General features: G+C 63.9%; 22 protein-coding genes. 10 read left to right on the top strand and 12 right to left on the bottom strand.

Annotated elements, in window-relative coordinates; genetic code table 11:
- Positions 1-2 precede the first annotated feature (2 nt).
- Complete coding sequence (locus ACZ89F_RS36170) at positions 3-431, top strand: cupin domain-containing protein (protein WP_476097048.1); 429 nt, start codon at positions 3-5, stop codon at positions 429-431.
- Positions 432-444: 13 nt separating this feature from the next.
- Here ACZ89F_RS36170 and ACZ89F_RS36165 read toward each other — a convergent pair whose 3' ends face one another.
- The 3 genes from ACZ89F_RS36165 to ACZ89F_RS36155 are packed head-to-tail and all read right to left on the bottom strand — an operon-like array spanning position 445 to position 2,853.
- Positions 445-1,119, bottom strand: coding sequence for a lysoplasmalogenase (locus ACZ89F_RS36165; RefSeq protein ID WP_476097046.1), 675 nt, complete (start codon positions 1,117-1,119; stop codon positions 445-447).
- Positions 1,116-2,030 carry an aromatic amino acid exporter YddG gene (gene yddG / locus ACZ89F_RS36160; RefSeq protein WP_476097044.1) on the bottom strand — a complete coding sequence of 305 codons (915 nt, stop codon included), beginning with the start codon at positions 2,028-2,030 and terminating at the stop codon, positions 1,116-1,118. Before yddG ends, ACZ89F_RS36165 begins: the two co-directional genes overlap by 4 nt.
- A 34-nt stretch (positions 2,031-2,064) precedes the next feature.
- Positions 2,065-2,853, bottom strand: a complete 789-nt coding sequence (locus ACZ89F_RS36155; RefSeq protein WP_476097042.1) for a DUF3108 domain-containing protein — start codon at positions 2,851-2,853, stop codon at positions 2,065-2,067.
- A 258-nt stretch (positions 2,854-3,111) separates the two neighbouring features.
- On the opposite strand from ACZ89F_RS36155, the gene rpmB reads away from it, so the two are divergent.
- The 3 genes from rpmB to ACZ89F_RS36140 all read left to right on the top strand — a co-directional run bounded on the left by rpmB (position 3,112) and on the right by ACZ89F_RS36140 (position 4,988).
- The gene (gene rpmB / locus ACZ89F_RS36150) at positions 3,112-3,408 is read left to right on the top strand and encodes a 50S ribosomal protein L28 (RefSeq protein WP_056583698.1); all 297 of its coding nucleotides are present in this window, start codon (positions 3,112-3,114) and stop codon (positions 3,406-3,408) included.
- 224 nt (positions 3,409-3,632) lie between these two features.
- Complete coding sequence (locus ACZ89F_RS36145; protein ID WP_476097041.1) at positions 3,633-4,313, top strand: queuosine precursor transporter; 681 nt, start codon at positions 3,633-3,635, stop codon at positions 4,311-4,313.
- 3 nt (positions 4,314-4,316) lie between these two features.
- On the top strand, positions 4,317-4,988 hold the full coding sequence (locus tag ACZ89F_RS36140; protein ID WP_476097040.1) for a spermidine synthase: 672 nt from the start codon (positions 4,317-4,319) through the stop codon (positions 4,986-4,988).
- Positions 4,989-5,000: 12 nt separating this feature from the next.
- On the opposite strand, the gene ACZ89F_RS36135 is transcribed toward ACZ89F_RS36140, so the two are convergent.
- From ACZ89F_RS36135 to ACZ89F_RS36120, 4 genes are all read right to left on the bottom strand, one after another.
- The gene (locus tag ACZ89F_RS36135) at positions 5,001-6,068 is read right to left on the bottom strand and encodes an esterase-like activity of phytase family protein (protein ID WP_476097465.1); all 1,068 of its coding nucleotides are present in this window, start codon (positions 6,066-6,068) and stop codon (positions 5,001-5,003) included.
- A gap of 44 nt (positions 6,069-6,112) precedes the next feature.
- Positions 6,113-8,011: a cobaltochelatase subunit CobT gene (gene cobT / locus ACZ89F_RS36130; protein WP_476097039.1), complete on the bottom strand. Its 1,899-nt coding sequence runs from the start codon at positions 8,009-8,011 to the stop codon at positions 6,113-6,115.
- Between the two features lie 11 nt (positions 8,012-8,022).
- Positions 8,023-9,009 carry a cobaltochelatase subunit CobS gene (gene cobS / locus ACZ89F_RS36125; RefSeq protein WP_109671608.1) on the bottom strand — a complete coding sequence of 329 codons (987 nt, stop codon included), beginning with the start codon at positions 9,007-9,009 and terminating at the stop codon, positions 8,023-8,025.
- A 124-nt stretch (positions 9,010-9,133) separates the two neighbouring features.
- Entirely contained in the window at positions 9,134-9,754 is a 621-nt protein-coding gene (locus ACZ89F_RS36120) for a J domain-containing protein (protein ID WP_183448134.1), read from the bottom strand.
- Between the two features lie 189 nt (positions 9,755-9,943).
- Here ACZ89F_RS36120 and ACZ89F_RS36115 point away from each other — a divergent pair, with 189 nt between their 5' ends.
- Positions 9,944-10,246: a BolA family protein gene (locus ACZ89F_RS36115; protein WP_126070705.1), complete on the top strand. Its 303-nt coding sequence runs from the start codon at positions 9,944-9,946 to the stop codon at positions 10,244-10,246.
- A gap of 15 nt (positions 10,247-10,261) precedes the next feature.
- Here ACZ89F_RS36115 and ACZ89F_RS36110 read toward each other — a convergent pair whose 3' ends face one another.
- The 5 genes from ACZ89F_RS36110 to ACZ89F_RS36090 all read right to left on the bottom strand — a co-directional run bounded on the left by ACZ89F_RS36110 (position 10,262) and on the right by ACZ89F_RS36090 (position 15,442).
- The gene (locus tag ACZ89F_RS36110; protein WP_476097037.1) at positions 10,262-11,815 is read right to left on the bottom strand and encodes an acetolactate synthase large subunit; all 1,554 of its coding nucleotides are present in this window, start codon (positions 11,813-11,815) and stop codon (positions 10,262-10,264) included.
- Between the two features lie 113 nt (positions 11,816-11,928).
- Positions 11,929-12,729: an alpha/beta hydrolase gene (locus tag ACZ89F_RS36105; protein WP_476097036.1), complete on the bottom strand. Its 801-nt coding sequence runs from the start codon at positions 12,727-12,729 to the stop codon at positions 11,929-11,931.
- A 78-nt stretch (positions 12,730-12,807) separates the two neighbouring features.
- The gene (locus ACZ89F_RS36100) at positions 12,808-13,695 is read right to left on the bottom strand and encodes an HlyC/CorC family transporter (RefSeq protein ID WP_476097035.1); all 888 of its coding nucleotides are present in this window, start codon (positions 13,693-13,695) and stop codon (positions 12,808-12,810) included.
- Complete coding sequence (gene aroB / locus ACZ89F_RS36095) at positions 13,692-14,834, bottom strand: 3-dehydroquinate synthase (protein WP_476097033.1); 1,143 nt, start codon at positions 14,832-14,834, stop codon at positions 13,692-13,694. The genes ACZ89F_RS36100 and aroB overlap by 4 nt, the downstream gene beginning before the upstream one ends.
- Positions 14,831-15,442 carry a shikimate kinase gene (locus ACZ89F_RS36090; protein WP_476097032.1) on the bottom strand — a complete coding sequence of 204 codons (612 nt, stop codon included), beginning with the start codon at positions 15,440-15,442 and terminating at the stop codon, positions 14,831-14,833. The genes aroB and ACZ89F_RS36090 overlap by 4 nt, the downstream gene beginning before the upstream one ends.
- A 210-nt stretch (positions 15,443-15,652) precedes the next feature.
- Here ACZ89F_RS36090 and ACZ89F_RS36085 point away from each other — a divergent pair, with 210 nt between their 5' ends.
- From ACZ89F_RS36085 to ACZ89F_RS36065, 5 genes are all read left to right on the top strand, one after another.
- Entirely contained in the window at positions 15,653-15,805 is a 153-nt protein-coding gene (locus tag ACZ89F_RS36085; protein ID WP_056583734.1) for a hypothetical protein, read from the top strand.
- A 14-nt stretch (positions 15,806-15,819) separates the two neighbouring features.
- Positions 15,820-16,737, top strand: a complete 918-nt coding sequence (locus ACZ89F_RS36080; protein ID WP_476097031.1) for a site-specific tyrosine recombinase XerD — start codon at positions 15,820-15,822, stop codon at positions 16,735-16,737.
- A 99-nt stretch (positions 16,738-16,836) separates the two neighbouring features.
- On the top strand, positions 16,837-17,787 hold the full coding sequence (locus ACZ89F_RS36075; protein WP_056583741.1) for an acetyl-CoA carboxylase carboxyltransferase subunit alpha: 951 nt from the start codon (positions 16,837-16,839) through the stop codon (positions 17,785-17,787).
- 216 nt (positions 17,788-18,003) lie between these two features.
- A complete protein-coding gene (locus tag ACZ89F_RS36070; protein WP_476097029.1) occupies positions 18,004-19,302 on the top strand; it encodes a L,D-transpeptidase family protein in 1,299 nt (432 codons plus the stop codon).
- Between the two features lie 8 nt (positions 19,303-19,310).
- Positions 19,311-19,553, top strand: a complete 243-nt coding sequence (locus ACZ89F_RS36065) for a sulfurtransferase TusA family protein (RefSeq protein ID WP_378983965.1) — start codon at positions 19,311-19,313, stop codon at positions 19,551-19,553.
- Position 19,554: the final 1 nt, after the last annotated feature.

Raw genomic sequence — 19,554 nt, 5'->3', positions numbered from 1 at the left:
AAATGAACAGCTCAGCCGAAATCATCGCGACGCTCGGTCTGAAACCGCATCCGGAAGGCGGCTGGTACGCCGAGACCTTTCGCGATGGCGCCGGCGGTGCGCGCGGCCATTCGACCGCGATCTACTTCATGCTGGAACAGCATCAGGTTTCGGCCTGGCACCGGGTCAAGGACGCCACCGAGGTCTGGCATTTCCATGCCGGCGCCCCGCTGGCGCTGGCGATGTGGGAAGAAGGCAGCGCCGTGATCGAGCAGGTGCTCGGCATCGATCTCGCAGCCGGTGAGCGGCCGCAGATCGTCGTGCCGGCGGGCTGGTGGCAATCGGCACGCAGCCTGGGCGAGTGGACGCTGGTCGGTTGCACCGTCGCGCCGGGCTTTGAGTTTGCCGCCTTCGAACTGGCAGCACCCGGCTGGCAGCCCGGACAATCCTAACTCAGCAAGAACCCTAATTTAGCAGGAAGCCTAGCGTGATCGCGAGTTGGGCGGCGTAGTAGAGCGCCCAGACGGCAAAGCGCATCCAGGCACGATGCGGCGAGATGGCGGCCACCAGGAATTTCTCGGTGGCGAGCAGCCCGTCGGATGCCATGAACAGGATGGCGCCGCCGATCACCGACATATTGCCTGTCGTCAGCGCCGAAACGCCCATGGCCAGGATCGCAGCGACATAGACGGTGATCGGGGCACGCAGGCCGGGGCCGACTCGGCGCCACAGCGCCGCCAGCATGACGATCGCAAACACCGCCATGGCGAGCGCGATCGCTCCGCGCCACGATTCGGCGCCAAGCAACTCAAACCCGCCACCGCTGCGCAGGAACAGCGCGGCATAGACGATGTGGGCGAGGAGAAAGCTGGCCAGCCCGCCAAGAAAGGCCTTTTCACCGTCGCGCGACAGGAAGGCGTCGCCAACGGCGCTGAGCGCGAGCGCGCCGACTAGCAGCAACGGGCCGCCCTGCAGCGCCGCCAGCACGGCAAGCATCGCGACAGTGAGTGTCTTTGCCGCCGAGCGGGCGAGCGTTGGCGGCATGCCAAGCGTGAAAGCGTAGATGACTGCCGCCGCCAGCGAAAAGATCAGTGTCGCATTGGCGTTGGCGTCGATGCCGCCCGCAAACGGCATCGTCATGCCCGGGCTCCGCCTTCGGATGCCCCGGCTCCGCTCTCGGTCGCGACCGGCTTGCGCAGGAACAGCGACTTTGCCGCCAGCGCCGCGCCACCGGTGATGAGAACGCAGGCAGCGAGAATGCGCAGCGACGGCTCGGCGACGCCGGCCGCGATCAGCACCAGCGTCGACAACAGCGGCGCCGCATAGCTTGCAGCACCCAGCACCTGGATGTTGCCGCGTTTGACGCCGATGTCCCAAGCATAGAAGGCAGCACCCACCGGCATCAGGCCAAGGCCGAGCACGGCCAGCCACTGGCCGGCGCCCTCAGGCAGCACCGTTTGTTCCAGCGCCAGGTGGCAGGCGAGCGACAGCACCGCGGTCGCGGCGCAGAACCAGGTGACGATGCTGGTCGGCACCGACGGGAAGCGCCGCGACAACAGAGAATAGGACGACCACAGCAAAGCGCAGACGGCAGCCATGGCATAGCCGAAGGCGTAGCGGGCGTCGAAGGCCAACCCACCGCCCTTGGTCACGATCAGCACCGTGCCGGCAAGGCCGAGCAGCGCGCCGACGACATGGTTCCAGGCCAGGCGCTCGCCCGGCATCAGCGCCGAGCCGAGCACGATCAGCAAAGGCCACAGATAGGCGATCAGGCTCGCCTCCACCGCCGGCGCATTGCGCAGCGCGGTGAAGTAGAAGAAGTGGTAACCGAACAGGCCGGCAATGCCGATCAGCCACACCTGCGGCGGTATCTTCTGGCTCTTGTCGGGTGCCGGCATGAACAGCCGCGCGACGAGCCCGACGCCGGTGCCGATCGAGAAGGTGATTGCCGACAGCAGGAACGGCGGCACCTGGCCCGATGCATCGGTGAGCAGCGCCAGCAACGCCCACATGGCGACCGCCGAGAAGCCGATCAGTGTTGCGCGCCCCATTCTGTCTCCAGTGGCGCGCGTATGGGCGCCTAGCCTATTGCACCGCCTCGAAACGCCCGGCGCTGATGGTCAAGGTGCCGATCTGCGTGCCCACCGTGGCGTGGATCGGCGCATATACGCCGGTTTGGCCGAGCGGTGCAAACGTCACCATCATGCGGCTGCGGTTCTTCAGATAATTCAGCGCCTTCCGGCCCTTGCGGTAGCCCGCCACCGGCTCGAAGCCCATCCGGCAAGTGACCGTATCGCCCTTGTAACCCGGCACCGAGATCGTGCCTTTCGAAGCGTAGGTCAGCGCCAGGTTAGCGCGCATCTCGCCGTCATAGAACTTAACCGTGCGGCCGCAAACCTGGTCGAGGCTGTCGGCATGGATGACGGTGGCGGCCATCGGATCGAGCACCGATGCCAGGTCGCCGGCACTGATCGGCACCCAGCTCTTGGGATCGCGCTTGCCCGGCGCCGGGATGACCTGCGTCGAGGTGACCGTACCATTGGCAAAGCGGATATCGACCACCGATGCCTTCTTGCCGGAGGTGTAATCGGCACGGAACGCCTGCGGCACCATCTTCTTGCCCGAAATCGTGCCTTTGGACGAGATCGTGCCACGCGTATCGTCGAACAGCTTGGCCAGCCCTGCCGCGCTGACGCTCCCTTCGATCGCGTAGGCGCCGTTCTCATAACGGCTGGAAAACGTTGATTTCGCTATCGAAAGACCAAGGAACGACACCGTGTACTCGCCCTTGAACGACTGCGGCGAGGCAGCAGACGCGGCGGACGGCAAGGCAATGGCAAGCATGGCGACAAGGGCATGTGACGAACGAAGCATGGCGGGATCGGGTCCTTGATTTTCGGCCGGAGGCGGGCAACTCCGGTCTGGCATGTCCCTATCAGACCGCTTATAGGATGAATTCCGGCCTTAATATGAAAATGCCGGGCGCGTCCGTGGGGAAGCTGGAGCTTGACGCCTCGGCGAAATGCAACTATGGAACGCCAACTTTTTCCATAAGGCCGCCAGACCAGAACCGCGCGCCACCCGGCGTGGGCTTGAATGTTTGGCAGACCCCGAGAACTGAAGGTTAGAACAATGTCCCGCACTTGCGAACTCACTGCCAAGGCAGTCATGTCCGGCAACAATGTGAGCCACGCCAACAACAAGACCAAGCGTCGCTTCCTGCCGAATCTCGTCAATGTGACGCTGATTTCGGAAGCGCTGAACCAGAATGTGCGCCTGCGCATCTCGGCCAACGCGCTGCGTTCGGTCGAACATCGCGGCGGCCTCGACGCCTTCCTGGCCAAGGCCGACGTCAAGGAATTGTCGCAGCGCGCCCGTCTGCTGAAGAAGCAGATCGCCAAGAAGATCGCCGAGCAGCCTGCTGCCTGACATCGTTTAAAGGCGGGGGACGACCGCCCTGGCCAACCTCTCGTTGGCCTCTGGCCAACCTCTCGTTGGCCTCTGGCCAACCTCTCGTTGGCCTCTGGCCAACCTCTTGTTGGCCTAGGCATCGGATCGGATCCGCAAGGTTTCGGCAATCCGGTGCTCAAATACGAGCGAGCATCGCCCAAAAGGCATGATGCTCCGCTGGTTCCATTACCCAGGATAAAAAAATGACTTTCTTCTCGCGATATTTACCGTTCGTGGCCGCCATGGCGCTTGTCGTCGTGGCGTCGAACATTCTCGTGCAATTCCCGATGCAGGGTCAGATCGGTGGCTTGTCCCTGGCTGACCTTTTGACCTGGGGCGCTTTCACCTACCCCTTCTCCTTCCTGGTCACCGACCTCGCCAACCGCCGCTACGGGCCCACCGTGGCGCGCAGGATCGTCCTTGTCGGCTTCATGACGGCGGTGGTCTGCTCGATTCTTGTCCCGCCCTTCCTGTTCCGCCACGGCCTGATCGAATTCGAGACCGCCGCCGACCGGCTGGTGCGCATCGCGGCGGCGTCCGGCGCGGCGTTCCTCAGCGCGCAACTGCTCGATGTGACCGTCTTCAACCGGCTGCGCCGGCAGAGCTGGTGGCGGGCGCCGATCATCGGCACGCTGGTCGGATCGGTGTTCGACACCGCCGTGTTCTTCACCGTCGCTTTCTCGGCTGCCTTTGCCTTCGCTGGTCCGAACGACAGCTTTGCGCTCGAAACCGCACCTTTGATGGGCGTCTTCCATGTCGACGCCATGCGCTGGGTTTCCTGGGCGCTTGGCGATCTCAGTGTTAAACTGATCATCGCCGTGGTGGCACTGATCCCCTACCGGCTGCTCGCTGTCCGCTGGAGCCAGCCGGCAGTTGCGGCCTAAGCCGTGCTTCCCTGGGTTCAGCTAGACTCTGCCAAGACACCCGACGGCGCACAGGAGCTTCGCCTCAAGCAGCGTGGCACCGAATTCTCGATTATGCTGGGCACCAACGAGCTGATGAACAGCCGCCTCAGCGGCTCCGAGGAAGCGCTGGCAAAACTGTCCTGCGAGCGGATTGCCGGCCACCGGCAGCCAAGAATCCTGATCGGTGGCCTTGGCATGGGTTTTACGCTGCGCGCCGCACTCGCTGAACTCGGCACTGATGCCGGCATCGTCGTCGCCGAACTGGTGCCAGCCGTCGTCGCCTGGGCACGCGGCCCAATGGCGGAGGTCTTTGGGGGCTGTCTCGACGATCCGCGCGTCATCATACGTGAGACCGATGTCGGGCAGCTGATACGCTCGGAGCCCGCAGCCTGGGACGCCATCCTGCTCGATGTCGACAACGGTCCCGAAGGCATCGTCCACAAATCCAACGATGCGCTTTACAGCCTGCAGGGTCTCAGTGCTGCGCGCAGCGCCCTCAAGCCGGGCGGCGTGCTGGCGGTGTGGTCGCAAGGCCCCGACAGCGGCTTCGCGCGGCGGCTGAAGCAGGCAGGCTTCTCAGTCGAGGAGGTCAACACGCGCGCCAACGGCAAGCGCGGCGCGCGCCATGTCATCTGGATCGCCGCCAAGACGTAAGGCCGGCGTCGCTCAATCCTGATGCAGGATGAATTCCAGATAGAGGTTGCGCTGCAGGATCGAGTGGTTGTCATCGGAGATCAGCGACACCATCAGCGCGCCGTCGTCGCGGATCCAGACGTCGAGCCCCTCCATATTGTCGATCTGGTAGCCCATGTCAGCCTCCAGCAGCACTGGCCCGTCGGCGACGGCGCCTTTCTCGACGCTTTCGCCATAGATACGCCGCAGCCGCATCTTGACGCCGCGGGCCATCGAGAAGCTGCGCTCCAGAAGCAGCAGATCCCCATCCGGCAGGAAGGCGCCATCGGTGATGTCGAAATCGCCGTTGCGCTTGACGGTGAAGACGCCCTTGTGCGGCCCTTCGATGATGGCGGCATAGATGTTGCCCGCCTTGTCCAGGCTCTTCTCGGAGACCACGACCAGCCCGCCCTGATGCTGTCCGTTGGCATTGGCATGGGTGACGGTCTCGAAGCCGCGATTCTGGCGCAGTTCCCAGGCCGGAACCACGAAATCCAGTTGCCTGAACGGCGCCTTCATGTCGTTGGAGTCGATCTTGAACTGGGCGACGCGGTGGTTGCGCTCGAAGCCGACGGTGGCGATGCCGTCCTTGACCGCGAGGCCTTCCGCATCGACCTCCCATTTCTTGTCGATCGGCCGGCCGGTCTCGTCGACCATCTGCTGCATGCGGAAATTCTGGATGCCGGACGGCCGCTTGTCGGCGTCGCGAACCACCGTGCCAAAGAACCAGAAGCCGGTATCGGCGACGCCGATGAAATCGCCGCCGGCTTTCAGAAACCGGAAGGCCGACAGCGCGCCGAAATCGCGTTCCGGCGAGGTCATCTCCAGCCCGCCGACGAATTCGAGCGGGCCGAACTGCTTGTCGGCGTGGCCAATGTGGAAGTCGGCGATCGGTCGGGCCGAGACTTCGACCGGTTCGACCGAGGTGGACTCAGCCGAAGCGACGCCGGAAAGCAGGGCGATGGCGGCGAAAAGCGTCTGCCTGAAGCAATTCCAGGAAAAGTGTGAAACGGTTTTCCGTCCGGAATTGCGCCAAAACAAGGAGTTAGAGCGGTTCGGCATTTCCGTGAAACGATGAACCGCTCTTGAACCGCCGCGCGAAAAGATCATCCGGCGCGCCGCATGCCGCCGCGCCGCGTGTCGCGCGCGCTTTCTTCGGCGAACAGCGAGGCCAGTTGCTCGGTCATGGCGCCGGCCAGTTCCTCGGCATCGACGATAGTGACGGCACGGCGATAATAGCGCGTGACGTCATGGCCGATGCCGATGGCCAGCAATTCGACCGGCGAGCGCGTCTCGATCAGCTCGATGACCGCGCGCAGATGGCGCTCGAGATAATTGCCAGGGTTGACCGACAGCGTCGAATCATCGACCGGCGCGCCGTCCGAGATCATCATCAGGATCTTGCGCTGCTCCGGCCGGGCGATCAGCCGGTTATGCGCCCACAACAGCGCCTCGCCGTCGATATTTTCCTTGAGCAGGCCTTCGCGCATCATCAGGCCGAGATTGCGCCGTGCCCGCCGCCACGGATGGTCGGCGGACTTGTAGATGATATGGCGCAGATCGTTGAGCCGGCCTGGGTTCGGCGGCTTGCCGTCCTTCAGCCACTTCTCGCGCGCCTGTCCGCCCTTCCACGCCCGCGTGGTGAAGCCGAGGATCTCGACCGAGACGCCGCAGCGTTCCAGCGTACGCGCCAGAATGTCGGCGCAGGTGGCGGCGACCGTGATCGGCCGGCCGCGCATCGAGCCGGAATTGTCGAGCACCAGCGTCACCACCGTGTCGCGGAACTTCGTGTCGCGTTCCTGCTTGAATGACAGCGGCTGCATCGGATCGATGACGACGCGCACCAGCCGTGCCGGGTCGAGGTAGCCCTCTTCCAGGTCGAAATCCCAGGAGCGGTTCTGCTGCGCCATCAGCCGGCGCTGCAGCCGGTTGGCCAGCCGCCCAACGACGCCGGACAGATTGGCAAGCTGCTTATCGAGGAAGGCGCGCAGCCGGTCGAGCTCTTCTTCTTCGCAAAGCTCCTCGGCGCCGACCGTCTCGTCGAAGGCGGTGGTGAAGACCTTGTAGTCGATTTCCTTTGGCAGATTGGTGAAGGGATTGTCGTTGCGGCGCGCCTCGCCGGGTGTTTCGGCATCCGCATCGTCATCGTCGGACAGGTCGTCTGCGGTGGCGTCGGAGGCTTCCGTCTCGGCCGACTGCTCGTCATCGGCCGACGCTTCGGCATCTTCGGACTGCGACTGCTCGGAGCCGGAATCCTCTTCGCCGCCCTCCTCGCTCTGCTCCTCGCCTTGCGGCTGGTTGTCGTCATTGTCCTCGGAGTCTTCCGTCTCCTGGTCGTCGCCGAGCTCCTCGGCCATTTCCATGGAGGCGAGCATCTCGCGCACGACCCGGGCAAACGCCTGCTGGTCGCCGAGCTTGGCCGACAGTCCATCGAGATCAGCCTTGGCCTTCTCCTCGACCCAGGGGCGCCAGAGTTCGACCAGCCGCTCGCCGCTCTTCGGGACCGGCCGGCCGGTCAGCTTCTCGCGCACCATCAGCGCGAGCGCTTCCTCGATCGGCGCGTCGGCCTTGTCCTTGACGTCGACGAGATTGGCCTTGGCGTATTTGTCCTCCAGCATCGAGCCGATATTGTCGGCGACGCCCTGCATGGCGCGGCTGCCGATCGCCTCGACACGGGCCTGCTCGACCGCGTCATAGATGGCGCGAGCCGCCTTGCCCTCCGGCGCCAGCTTGGTGTGGATCCGCACATCGTGGCAGGCGCGCTTCAGCGCCATGGAATCGCCAAGGCCGCGAGTGATCGCAATGTCGGTCTTCGACGCCTTCTTCGGCAGTTCGGGCAACCGCGCCCGACTGCCGGCGAGTGCCGGCCGGTCCTTGGCGAAGCCGACTTCGAGCTCCTTGTCGCCGGCGATGGCGCGCATGCAGACGGTGACGGCGCGCTTGAAGCTGTCGGCTTCAGACCCCGTCTTCGACTTGTTGCGCGTGTTGTCGCCCGGACCCGCCATCGAGACTCTGCTTAGCCCAGCACCACGTTTGCCGCTGATTCCGGCAGATCCTCGCCAAAGGCGCGCTGGTAGAACTCGGCCACCACCGAGCGTTCCAGTTCGTCGCACTTGTTGAGGAAGGTCAGCCGGAACGCCATGCCGATATTGCCGAAGATCTCAGCATTCTCGGCCCAGGTGATGACGGTACGCGGGCTCATCACGGTCGACAGATCACCATTGATAAAGGCCGAGCGCGTCATGTCGGCGACGCGCACCATCTTGTTGACGATCTCCTTGCCCTTGGCGTCGCGATAGTGCTTGGCCTTGGCCAGCACGATGGCGACTTCATTGTCGTGCGGCAGGTAGTTCAGCGTGGTGACGATCGACCAGCGATCCATCTGCGCCTGGTTGATCTGCTGCGTGCCGTGATAGAGACCTGTGGTGTCGCCGAGACCGACCGTGTTGGCGGTCGAAAACAGCCGGAACGCCGGATGCGGACGGATGACCCGGCTCTGGTCGAGCAGCGTCAGCCGGCCCGACGATTCCAGCACGCGCTGGATAACGAACATCACGTCCGGACGGCCGGCATCGTACTCGTCGAAGCACAGCGCGACATTGTGCTGATAAGCCCAGGGCAGGATGCCGTCGCGGAATTCGGTGATCTGCAACCCGTCCTTGACCACGATCGCGTCCTTGCCGACGAGATCGATACGGCTGACATGGCTGTCGAGATTGACGCGCACGCAGGGCCAGTTGAGGCGGGCGGCGACCTGTTCGATATGGGTCGACTTGCCGGTGCCGTGATACCCCGACACCATAACGCGGCGGTTGTAGGCAAAGCCCGCAAGGATCGCCATCGTCGTGTTCTTGTCGAACAGATAGTCCGGATCGATGTCGGGCACATGCTCTGATGTCACCGAATAGGCCGGCACCACCATCTTGGACTCGAAGCCGAATTTTTCCTTCACCGACACCGTTGTGTCGGGCAGGTTGGCGATGTCACGATCGACCTTGTTCATATCTCTCAACGTCTCCACGGGCGAAACCCCTGATTTCGCCGGCAATCGAATTTGTCCGGGGGCGGTCTTAGAGCCTTTTCCAACCTTATGGAAAGTTGGAAAACGACACGAACCGTATGGTCGCTCAGCACAGGCCCGCCTGTTTGAGCACGCGATAGGCCTGCAGCACATCGCGGAACCGGTCTTCCGAACCTCTGTCGCCACCATTCGCATCCGGATGGTGTAGTTTCACCAGTTCCTTATAGCGCGCCTTGATCTCCTTGCCAGTCGCCTTTGTATCAAGGCCAAGCGTTTCCAGCGCCTTGGCCTCAAGCGGCTTGGCCTTGCGCTCGCGCGCCTCGCGTGGATCCTTCGGCCCCTTGAACAGGTCGAACGGGTCGCGCATGCGATTATAGTAGCCGGCGCGGCCGGAACGCATCTGCGCCACATCCGGCGAGGAACGCGTCGAGGCGCCGTTGACGCCCATCTTCCAGGTCGGCCGGTGACCGGTCATCGCTTCCTTCTGGAAGCGCGCGACCTCGGTGTCCGGCACGCCGGAGAAATAGTTGAAGCCCTTGTTGTACTCGCGCACATGGTCGAAGCAGAAGCGAAAATACTCGCCCTCCTTCATGCGCCCGACCGGCGCACGATGGGTGCCCGCTTCCTTGCAGCCGTCCCACTGGCAAATCGGCGAGTGCGACTTCAGCTCCGCGTCCTTGTCGGGGCGGACGCGAATCTTCTCGAAATATTTGGGGTACGGCTTCATCTAACCCATTTATGGGGCGTTCGCAGATGCGAAACAAGAATTGACATTTTCGCGATCATCGCCCTAACCGCTGAATCGCGGCATAAAGCAGGCGAATGGCGGATTTTCTTACGCGGCAGCGGCTTTGCACGGACCGATTCTCGGTTTCAAGGCCGATGCGCCAGCCATATGTGGTGAAGGGAGACGGCGATGTCCATACAGACGACCATGGAAGACAAGCTCAACAAGGCATTTTCGCCGGACCGGCTGGTCATCATCAACGAGAGCCATCTCCATGCCGGCCATCACCACCACGGCTCCGATCATCACGGCGCCTATGACGGCACGGGCGAGACGCATTTTCGCGTCCGCGTCGTCGCATCCGCCTTTGCCGGCATGAGCCGCATCGACCGTCACCGCGCCGTCAACGAACTGCTAGCCGACGAACTGAAGGCCGGCGTGCACGCGCTGGCGATCGAACCGGCGGCTCCCGGCGAAAAGACCCGCTGGTAGATCGCTTCCCAGCGCTCAGAGCACCGCTTCGATGAGGAACGGTCCGCGCCGTGACAAGGCGCTGTCCAGCAGCGCATCGAAGCGCTCGCAGGTATCGGCGCGAGCTGCCTCCACACCCATGCCTTTGGCCAGCGAGACCCAGTCGAGCGACGGATGGTCGAGATCGAGCATACGCCTGGCGTTCTCGCCGATCGCCTCGACGCCGACATTCTTCATCTCGCCATGCAGGATTGCATAGGTTCGATTGGAAAAGACGATAGTCACCACATCGAGCTTTTCCCTCGCCTGGGTCCACAATCCCTGCACCGTGTACATGCCGCTGCCGTCGGCCTCGAGATTGATCACCTTGCGGTCGGGACAGGCGATTGCCGCCCCGGTCGCCATCGGGATGCCTCCGCCGATCGATCCGCCTGTGCCCATCATGTAGTCGTGCGGCGCGGCAAAGGCCGACAGCGCGAAGAAACGCCGCGCCGAGGTGACCGCTTCGTCGCAGACGATCGCATCCACGGGAAGCTTTCGCGCCACCGACAATGCGATGGCATCTTCCGTCAGCCTGCCATTCGGCGTTGCCTCGTCGGGAAAAGCGGTCGCGAACACCTGCTGTTGCGACGGCTTTACGCCGAGTTCGTCGCGAAGCGCCTCCAGCGCCGCATGCAAATCGTCGCCATGAGCTGCCAGCGTCAGCACCTGGCAACCCTCACGGACAAGCCGTCCCGGTTTTCCCGGATAGGCGAAGAAGGCAACGGGTTCCTTCCCGCCGACGAGGATCAGGACGTCGATATCCCTGAGCACGGCCGTCGCCGCATCGACCGGATAGGGGATGCGGGTGGGCGCCACGCGTCCGCGCCCGCGCTGCATCCGCGCGATCAGGACCTCGCTGAACAGGCGGACACCGCTGCCCGTCGAGATCTGCCCGGCGATGGCGAGCGAATCGGCTCGTGCGGCCTTCCCGCGAACCACCATGCCGGCCCGACCCGGAGCGGTACGGATCGCCGCGGCGACCGTGCGTACCGCGTCCATGTCGACGGCGGGCGGTGGCGCCAGCCTCACCTTGCCAACCGAGACTGCGCCGACTTCGCCCCAGGCGGCATCCGCCGGGAGGATCAGGGTCGTGACGCCGGGAGGTGTCAGCGATGCGTGCAAGGCCGCCTCGGTCGCCGGCGCGACATCGTCGGGGCCACCGATACGGCGCACCCAGTTCGACATCGGCCGCGCAAGGCCTTCGATATCGCTGGTGAGCGGCGCATCGAGCGGCAAATGGTAGGAGGCATGGTCGCCGACGATGTTGATCATCGGGCTGAAGGCGCGTCGCGCATTGTGCATGTTGGCCAGCCCATTGGCCAGGCCGGGACCAGTATGCAGCAGCGTCGCGGCGGGGCGATCGGTCATCCGCGCATAGCCGTCGGCGGCACCGGTCACCACGCCCTCGAACAGGCCGAGCACGCAACGCATCTGCGGTTTGCGGTCAAGTGCGGCAACGAAATGCATCTCGGACGTGCCGGGGTTGGCGAAGCAGACCGTCACATCATTGGCCAGAAGCACGTCACACAGGACATCGGCGCCGTTCATGCAATTCCCTCCCGCTCAAGATCGCAGAGCAATTGCACCCGTGAGCGCCCGCACGGCAATATCCCGCCAGTGCTTTTGATCTGATCCAGTCGCGCTGCCTCGGAGACTCGGGATCAGCCGACCGTCGATTTCAGGAATGCCAGCGCGGCAGCGGTCAGCGCGTCGCCGTCCTCGCCGAAATCGTGATTGATCGACATATGCGTATAGGCGCTGCCGTCGAACAGCGTGACCCTGGTGCCGGTGGCGCGCAGCCGCTCGGCAAAGGCCTTCGAATCCTCGCCGCGGCCAGGCGCCCGCGAATAGGCAATGAAGGTCGGTGGATGCTTGCGGCCGTCGACATAGCTGGCAGGCGAAAGTGCCGCCCATTGCGCGGGGTCGGAAAAGACGCGCGCATAGGCCTGCACCATGCCGCCATTTTTGGCAAGCGCTGCAAGATCATAGGCCCTGGTGTCATCGAGGATGAGCGCAGCGACGCCCGGCAACCCGCCGCGCATGCCGGTCAATGCAGTCAGATGGCAGCCGGCCGAATGGCCCATGCCGACAATGCGGTCAGGGTCGCCGCCATGCCGGGCGATGTTGGCCCTGACATAGGCATAGGCCCTTTCGACGTCGCTGGCCTGCGTGGCGACATCGGCCTTGGGCAACATGCGGTAATCGATGGAGACGAAGCAGAAGCCGTTGGCGAGCAGGAAAGCCGGCTTGGCGTTGACCTGGCTGCGTTTGCCGAACTGCCAGGTGCCGCCATGGACGAAAAACACGACCGGCAGGCCGCTTGCGCCATCGGGCGCATAGATGTCGAGCTTGGCCGGCCCGTAGTCGAAGGTCTTTGGCGACGGCGCACGCGATGCGCTGGAGGCGCCGGTCGACAGAAATGCCGCTATCGAGGCCAGAAGCAGGGTTCGCCGATCGATCATCATTCTCTCCTGGCCGCCCCGGCGGAAAATGCGCTGAGGCGCCGCGAAGTTCCAATGAAGGATTGGTAACATACCCCTCTATGCGACCGGCTTGATCCTCAACCTTGCGATCCGGTTCTTGTCGCGTTTCATGACGATGAAGCGCTTGCCGTGGAACGTAAAAGCCTGTTTCTCCTCGGGAATCGACTGCGTCTCGTGGATGACTAGGCCGGCGATCGTGGTCGCCTCCTCGTCAGGCAGGTTCCAGTCAAGCGCCCGGTTCAGGTCGCGGATCGGCACGTTGCCATCGACGACGACGGAGCCGTCGGCCTCCTGCTTGACGCCCTGGATGTCGACATCGTGCTCGTCGGCGATTTCGCCGACGATCTCCTCGATAATGTCCTCCAGCGTCACCAGCCCTTCGACCTCGCCATATTCGTCGACGACGATGGCGAAATGCGCCTTGCGGCGCAGGAAGGCGTTGAGCTGTTCCTGCAAGGTCGTCGTGTCGGGCACGAACCATGGTTTCGACGCGATCTTCATCACATCGATCCTGGAGAAGTCGTTGCCGACTTCGTTCAAGGCACGCAGCAGGTCCTTGGCGTGCAGCACGCCGACGATGTTGTCGAGCGAACCCTTCCACAGCGGCATGCGGGTGTGCGGGCTCTGGAGTATCTCGCGCACCACAGCTTCCGGCGCATTGTCGGCATTGACCGAGCGCATGTTGGTGCGGTGGACCATGATGTCCGAGACTTCGAGCTCGGCGAGATCGAACAGGCCGCCGACGCGGTCGCGATCCTCGCGCACCACCTGCCCATCGCGGCGGAAATCGTCGACCGCGCCGCGCAACTCGTCCTGGCTCGAGCGCTGCGGCTCGATGCGCGACAGCTCGTATCCGAACATGGCAAGCAGGCGGGTGCGCACGGCAACGAGCAGCAGGATGAGGACGGCAAGGACGGCGACGACGATCCAGCCGGGCTCGTTCATCTCAGCCGGCTTTCCTGCTGGCTGGGATGGTTCTCTTTCAGGAACGACAGCACTTCCGAGGCTGGCACATCCTTGGCGATGAAGGCCTGGCCGATGCCGCGCGTCAGGATGAAGGTCAGCGCGCCGCGCGACACCTTCTTGTCCTGGGTGATAAAGGCCAGCAGCGCCTCGGCGTCGGGCAAATCGCCCGGAATGTCGGCCATGCGCCAGGGCAGGCCGACGGCGCGCAGATGCGCCTCGACGCGCGCCGCATCGTCGGGGCTGGCCAGATTGAGCCGCGACGAGAACCGGTACGCCAGCGCCATCCCCACGGCGACGCCCTCGCCATGGACGAGACGGGCCCCGTCATACTGGGTGGCGGCTTCCAGCGCGTGACCAAACGTGTGGCCGAGATTGAGCAGCGCGCGATCACCGGTCTCGAACTCGTCGCGAGCAACCACGTCGGCCTTGGCGCGGCAGGCTTCGGCGATGGCCTGCGCCCTCTCCGGCCCGCCGGCGAACACTTTTGCCCAGTTCTCTTCCAGCCAGGCGAAGAATTCCGGCCGGTCGATCAGCCCGTATTTGGCAAGCTCGGCATAGCCGGCCCGGAATTCGCGGATCGGCAGTGTGTCGAGCACTCCGGTGTCGGCCAGCACCAGTTTCGGCTGATGGAAGACGCCGACAAGGTTCTTGCCGCGCGCACTGTTGATGCCGGTCTTGCCGCCGACCGAGGAATCGACTTGCGCCAGCAATGAGGTCGGGATCTGCACGAAATTCATGCCGCGGCGCACGATGCCGGCGGCAAAGCCGGCAAGGTCGCCGATGACGCCGCCGCCGAAGGCGATGACGATGTCGCCGCGCTCCAGTTTCGCAGCCAGCACACCGTCGACCACCTCTTCGAGATGGGCAAAGCTCTTGGTCTTCTCGCCGGGCGGCAGCGTGATGACGGCCGGCTTGATGCCGCCCGTTTCGAGGCCGGCCTGAAGGGCAGAGAGATGCGCAGCCGCGACATTGGCGTCGGTGATGACGGCGGCGCGCGTGCCCGGCAGCCGGCGCGAAATCTCGGCACCGGCGCGCGAAAGCAGGCCGGTGCCAATCAGGATGTCGTAGGTCCGGTCGCCAAGGCCGACTTCTACAACAACGGGTGCATCGACGCTCACGATTCCACCTCACCAGTCGCCGCAGTCTCATCGATGCCGAAATGCCGGCACAGCGCGTCCACCACCTCGGTGGCGATGACCTCCTTGCGGTCGTCGCGGGTCGGCACGGTGACATCGGATGTCGCGTAGACCGGATAGCGCTCCGCCATCAGCCGCTCCAGCACGGCGCGCGGGTCGGCACTTTTCAGGAGCGGTCGGTTCTGCTTCTTGGAGACGCGATCCATCAGAAGGTCGAGCTCTGCCTTCAGCCACACCGACACGCCGTGCGCGGCGACCGCCTCGCGTGTCTGCGCGTTCATGAAGGCGCCGCCGCCCGTCGACAGCACTTGTGGGCCGTTTTCCAGCACGCGCAGGATGACGCGCTGCTCCAGAGCCCTGAATTCCGTCTCGCCATAGCGCTCGAACAGCTCCGGAACGGTCATGCGCGAGACGCTTTCGATCTCCTGGTCGCTGTCGATGAAGGGCAGCGCCAGCATCGCCGCCACCTTGCGGCCGATCGCCGTCTTGCCGGCGCCCATCAGCCCGACAAAGACGATGGAACGGCTGCCCAGCCGGCCAAGCAACGCGGCGTGGGTCTCATCAGGAGGATTTGCTGGCAGCGCGTTCATCGGATGTTTCCAGGGCCCTCTTTGCCGGCGTATCGACATGAAAAGCCCGTTTGCGTCAAGCGTGGCAAGCGCCTTGAGCCCGATATGGCCGGCAGGGCTCTGCATCAGAAGTTGCTAACAAGCCTCAGCTTCTTCCTTGAATTGGCCGGATTGGCGTCCCATAAGGGGACAGGGTTTGGAAACGCAGAACAAGAAGACGGGCGAAAATTGATGCCGACACTGTTTCGCTTTGTCGTTACGCTCGCGATTCTGGCTGGCATTGCCTACGGTACGATGTTCGCACTGGTGATGTTCGTCGAACCCAAGAAGGGGGAAATGAGCGTGCGCATCCCTCCGGAAAAGCTCAACCCCAAGAAAAGCTGAACAAGAAAAGCTGAATGAACAGCGCCGCCCGCATCGAAGCCTTCCTGGAAATGATGAGCGCCGAGCGGGGCGCTGCCGAAAACACGCTTTCCTCCTACCGCCGTGACCTCGAAGACGCCTCAAGTGAGATCGATGGCGGGCTCGCCACCGCGGCCGCCGCCGATATCCGCGCCTATCTCGACGACGTCGCCGCCCGCGGCTTTGCCGCCACGTCGCAGGCGCGCAAACTGTCGGCGATCCGCCAGTTCTTCAAATTCCTCTACGCCGAGGGCCTGCGCGGCGATGACCCGACCGGCACACTGGACAGCCCGAAAAAGGGCCGCCCGCTGCCCAAGACGATGAGCGAGGCGGACACCGGCCGGCTGATCGACCGCGCGGCGCTTGAGGCCGGCGATGTCTCGTCGGGCGACGGTGACAGTCTGGCGGCACTGCGCCTGCATGCGCTGGTCGAGGTGCTTTATGCCACCGGCCTGCGCGTTTCCGAGCTGGTCAGCCTGCCGGTGACGGTGGCGCAGCGCGACGACCGCTTCTTCATGGTGCGCGGCAAGGGCGACAAGGAGCGCATGGTGCCGCTCTCGGCCAAGGCGCGTATAGCGATGAAGACTTGGCTTACCGCCCGCGCCAAGGTGCCTGCTTTCGTCGACAGTGCGTTCCTGTTTCCGGCCGCCTCCGACAGCGGCTATCTCTCGCGCCAGGTCTTCGCGCGCGACCTGAAAGGGCTGGCGGCAAGGGCCGGCATCGCATCGGCGAAGATCTCGCCGCATGTGCTGCGCCATGCTTTCGCCAGCCACCTCCTGCAGAACGGCGCCGATCTCAGGGCCGTGCAGCAATTGCTCGGCCACGCCGACATATCGACGACACAGATTTACACCCATGTGCTGGAAGAGCGGCTGGTGCGGTTGGTCAACGATCATCATCCGCTTGCCGACTAGGCCTCATATCGCTATGTGAGGACGACATTCCACCGCCCGGAGCCTTGTATTCAAGGGTTCCGTCAGCCATTGCCTTCCGACGTATCGGTCCGCTCACGCATGTACAATTACCTCGATTTCGAAAAGCCGGTGCAGGACCTCGAGGGCAAGATCCTCGAGCTGAAGAAGCTTGCCGAGAATGGCGAGGCGGTCGACGTCGGCGACGAGATCAGCCGTCTCGAGAAGCGCTCCCGCGACGCCCTGCGCGACGCCTACAAGGCGCTGACCCCGTGGCAGAAGGTGCAGGTGGCGCGCCATCCCGACAGGCCGCATTGCGTCGACTACATCAAGGGCCTGTTCAATGATTTCACGCCACTGGCGGGCGACCGCAATTACGGCGAGGACCAGGCGATCGTCGGCGGCTTCGCCCGTTTTCGCGGCGAGCCTGTCGCCATCATCGGCCAGGAAAAGGGTTCCGACACGACCAGCCGGCTGAAGCACAATTTCGGCTCGGTGCGGCCGGAAGGCTACCGCAAGGCGGTGCGGCTGATGGAACTCGCCGACCGCTTCAAGATCCCGCTGCTGACGCTGGTCGATACCGCCGGCGCCTATCCCGGCGTCGGCGCCGAGGAGCGCGGCCAGGCGGAAGCCATCGCCCGTTCGACCTCGGCCTGTCTTGGCCTGAAAGTGCCGTCGATCTCGGTGGTCATCGGCGAAGGCGGCTCGGGCGGCGCCATCGCCATCGCCACCGCCAACCGCGTCTACATGCTCGAACATTCCATCTACTCGGTGATTTCGCCCGAGGGTGCTGCCTCGATCTTGTGGCGCGACACGACGCGTTCGAAGGACGCGGCGACCAACATGAAGATTACCGCGCAGGATCTTCTGGAGCTGAAGATCATCGACGCCATCATTCCCGAGCCGCTCGGCGGGGCGCATCGCGGCGCCGAAACCGTGATTGCCGCGACCGGCGACCTCATCGCCAGGACGATGAAGGAATTTGCCGGCGCCAACACCGATTTCCGCGAGCAGCGCCGCGAGAAGTACCTGGCTATGGGCCGCAGTCTCTGACCACGGGCAGCCTTGCCTGATACAATGTGGCGGCGCGGAGCATTTTTGCCACAAAAATGCCGCTGCATTCGGCTCAATGGGACTGCCGTCAGGGGACGCGTCGACACTTGCGGTAAGGAATTTATTAGGGTTAACGGGCTTAGGGTCCGTCGATGCGCAGTGCAGTAGCCAAGGCGTGAAACGCCCGGCGCCAGAGAAAAGACGATATCCGTAGCCATGTTTGTCAAGCTTGCCCGCACCGGACTCCTGATCGCCGCCCTCGGCGTTGCCGGGTGTAACAATTCGTCGATGAAGGATTTTGCGCCGGAGGCCAACAAGCCGCTGCCCGACAAGATCCTCGCCGACATGAGGGCCAAGGGCATGGTCCGCACCTCCTCGGTGATGGCCCGCATCTTCAAGGAAGAGGGCAAGCTCGAAATCTGGAAGGCCAAGACCAACGGCCGCTACGACATGGTGGCGAGCTACGATATCTGCAAATGGTCGGGCAAGCTGGGGCCTAAATACACCGAGGGCGACCGCCAGGCGCCGGAAGGCTTCTACACGGTGCGGCCGTCGCAGATGAATCCGCGCTCGAACTACCATCTGTCCTTCAACATCGGCTTTCCCAACGCCTATGATCGCGCCAATGGCCGCACGGGCCAGAACCTGATGGTGCACGGCGCTTGCTCGTCGTCGGGCTGCTATTCGATGACCGATGCGCAGATCGAGCAGATCTATGCCTTTGGCCGCGACGCGTTTCAGGGCGGGCAGACCGAGTTCCAGGTCGAGGCCTTTCCGTTTCGCATGACCGCCGCCAACATGGCGCGCTATCGCAACGACCCGAATTACGAATTCTGGAAGATGCTGAAGGTCGGCTACGACAATTTCGAGATCACCAAGGTGCCGCCGAAGGTCGATGTCTGCGAGAAGCGCTACGTCTTCAACCAGGTTGCCGCCGACGGCGAGACATTCAACCCGACCGGCGCCTGCCCGGCGACGACGCAGCCTGATTCGCTGAAGAGCGCCTACAATTCCTACATGAGCACCTATGACGCGGCTTTCAACGGCGCGGTCAAGGCCAGCGTGCCCCCGCCCAAGCCGACCATCGCCGGCATCAAGGAAGCCAGCATCGTCTCCGACTGGTCCAAGCGCCGGGCGCGCGGCGAACGCGTGCCGATCGACCCGCCGTCACTCAACAATGACGGCTCGGTCACCGAGACGGCGCGCATGGGCCGCATCGATTCGCCGGCAGGCCGCAAGATGGCCGCCCTCGACGCCGAAAAGGCCGCCAAGCAGAAGGCGGAGGAGCAGCGGCTGGCTGCCATAGCAGCGGCCAAGCAAGCCAAGGAAGCCGCCAAGGCCCAGGCTCTGGCTGAAAAGGAGGCCGAGAAGGCCGCCAAGGAAGCCCCTGTCGCCACCGCGACCATCGCAGCCCCTTCCGAAGCCGCGCCGGTGGCCGAAACGCAAGCGGCGAGCGCCGACGAGAGCCGGGTGACGAAGCTGAAGAACAAGCTGCTCGGCATGTTCGGCGGTTGATTTAACCCGTGGCTGATCGCGCCGCCGTCTATGACCTCAAGGGGCTGAACTGCCCCTTGCCCGTGCTCAAGGCAAAAAAACGCCTGGCGGGCATGCAACCGGGCAGCCGGCTTTGGCTGGAGACCACCGACCCTCTTGCCGTCATCGATATTCCGGCATTCTGCTCCGACAGCGGCCACCAGTTGATTGAAACAGCGGCGGTTTCCGGCGGCCATCGCTTCCTGGTCGAGCGCGGCGAGCAGCAATCGTAGA

This window comes from Mesorhizobium sp. USDA 3734, from assembly GCF_056279665.1.
The sequence above is the reverse complement of the archived record's forward strand: the minus strand, read 5'-3'. Positions and strand labels throughout refer to the sequence as shown.

What these genes read in the sequence shown, in the direction of transcription:
- ACZ89F_RS36115 (WP_126070705.1), top strand. Translation starts at nt 9,944, where the DNA reads ATGTCCATACAGACGACCATGGAAGACAAGCTCAACAAGGCATTTTCG.
- ACZ89F_RS36145 (WP_476097041.1), top strand. Translation starts at nt 3,633, where the DNA reads ATGACTTTCTTCTCGCGATATTTACCGTTCGTGGCCGCCATGGCGCTT.
- ACZ89F_RS36080 (WP_476097031.1), top strand. Translation starts at nt 15,820, where the DNA reads ATGAACAGCGCCGCCCGCATCGAAGCCTTCCTGGAAATGATGAGCGCC.
- ACZ89F_RS36135 (WP_476097465.1), bottom strand. Translation starts at nt 6,068, where the DNA reads ATGCCGAACCGCTCTAACTCCTTGTTTTGGCGCAATTCCGGACGGAAA.
- ACZ89F_RS36105 (WP_476097036.1), bottom strand. Translation starts at nt 12,729, where the DNA reads ATGATCGATCGGCGAACCCTGCTTCTGGCCTCGATAGCGGCATTTCTG.
- ACZ89F_RS36100 (WP_476097035.1), bottom strand. Translation starts at nt 13,695, where the DNA reads ATGAACGAGCCCGGCTGGATCGTCGTCGCCGTCCTTGCCGTCCTCATC.
- rpmB (WP_056583698.1), top strand. Translation starts at nt 3,112, where the DNA reads ATGTCCCGCACTTGCGAACTCACTGCCAAGGCAGTCATGTCCGGCAAC.
- ACZ89F_RS36120 (WP_183448134.1), bottom strand. Translation starts at nt 9,754, where the DNA reads ATGAAGCCGTACCCCAAATATTTCGAGAAGATTCGCGTCCGCCCCGAC.
- ACZ89F_RS36165 (WP_476097046.1), bottom strand. Translation starts at nt 1,119, where the DNA reads ATGACGATGCCGTTTGCGGGCGGCATCGACGCCAACGCCAATGCGACA.
- ACZ89F_RS36155 (WP_476097042.1), bottom strand. Translation starts at nt 2,853, where the DNA reads ATGCTTCGTTCGTCACATGCCCTTGTCGCCATGCTTGCCATTGCCTTG.
- cobS (WP_109671608.1), bottom strand. Translation starts at nt 9,009, where the DNA reads ATGAACAAGGTCGATCGTGACATCGCCAACCTGCCCGACACAACGGTG.
- cobT (WP_476097039.1), bottom strand. Translation starts at nt 8,011, where the DNA reads ATGGCGGGTCCGGGCGACAACACGCGCAACAAGTCGAAGACGGGGTCT.
- ACZ89F_RS36090 (WP_476097032.1), bottom strand. Translation starts at nt 15,442, where the DNA reads ATGAACGCGCTGCCAGCAAATCCTCCTGATGAGACCCACGCCGCGTTG.
- ACZ89F_RS36170 (WP_476097048.1), top strand. Translation starts at nt 3, where the DNA reads ATGAACAGCTCAGCCGAAATCATCGCGACGCTCGGTCTGAAACCGCAT.
- ACZ89F_RS36075 (WP_056583741.1), top strand. Translation starts at nt 16,837, where the DNA reads ATGTACAATTACCTCGATTTCGAAAAGCCGGTGCAGGACCTCGAGGGC.
- ACZ89F_RS36110 (WP_476097037.1), bottom strand. Translation starts at nt 11,815, where the DNA reads ATGAACGGCGCCGATGTCCTGTGTGACGTGCTTCTGGCCAATGATGTG.
- yddG (WP_476097044.1), bottom strand. Translation starts at nt 2,030, where the DNA reads ATGGGGCGCGCAACACTGATCGGCTTCTCGGCGGTCGCCATGTGGGCG.
- ACZ89F_RS36070 (WP_476097029.1), top strand. Translation starts at nt 18,004, where the DNA reads ATGTTTGTCAAGCTTGCCCGCACCGGACTCCTGATCGCCGCCCTCGGC.
- ACZ89F_RS36085 (WP_056583734.1), top strand. Translation starts at nt 15,653, where the DNA reads ATGCCGACACTGTTTCGCTTTGTCGTTACGCTCGCGATTCTGGCTGGC.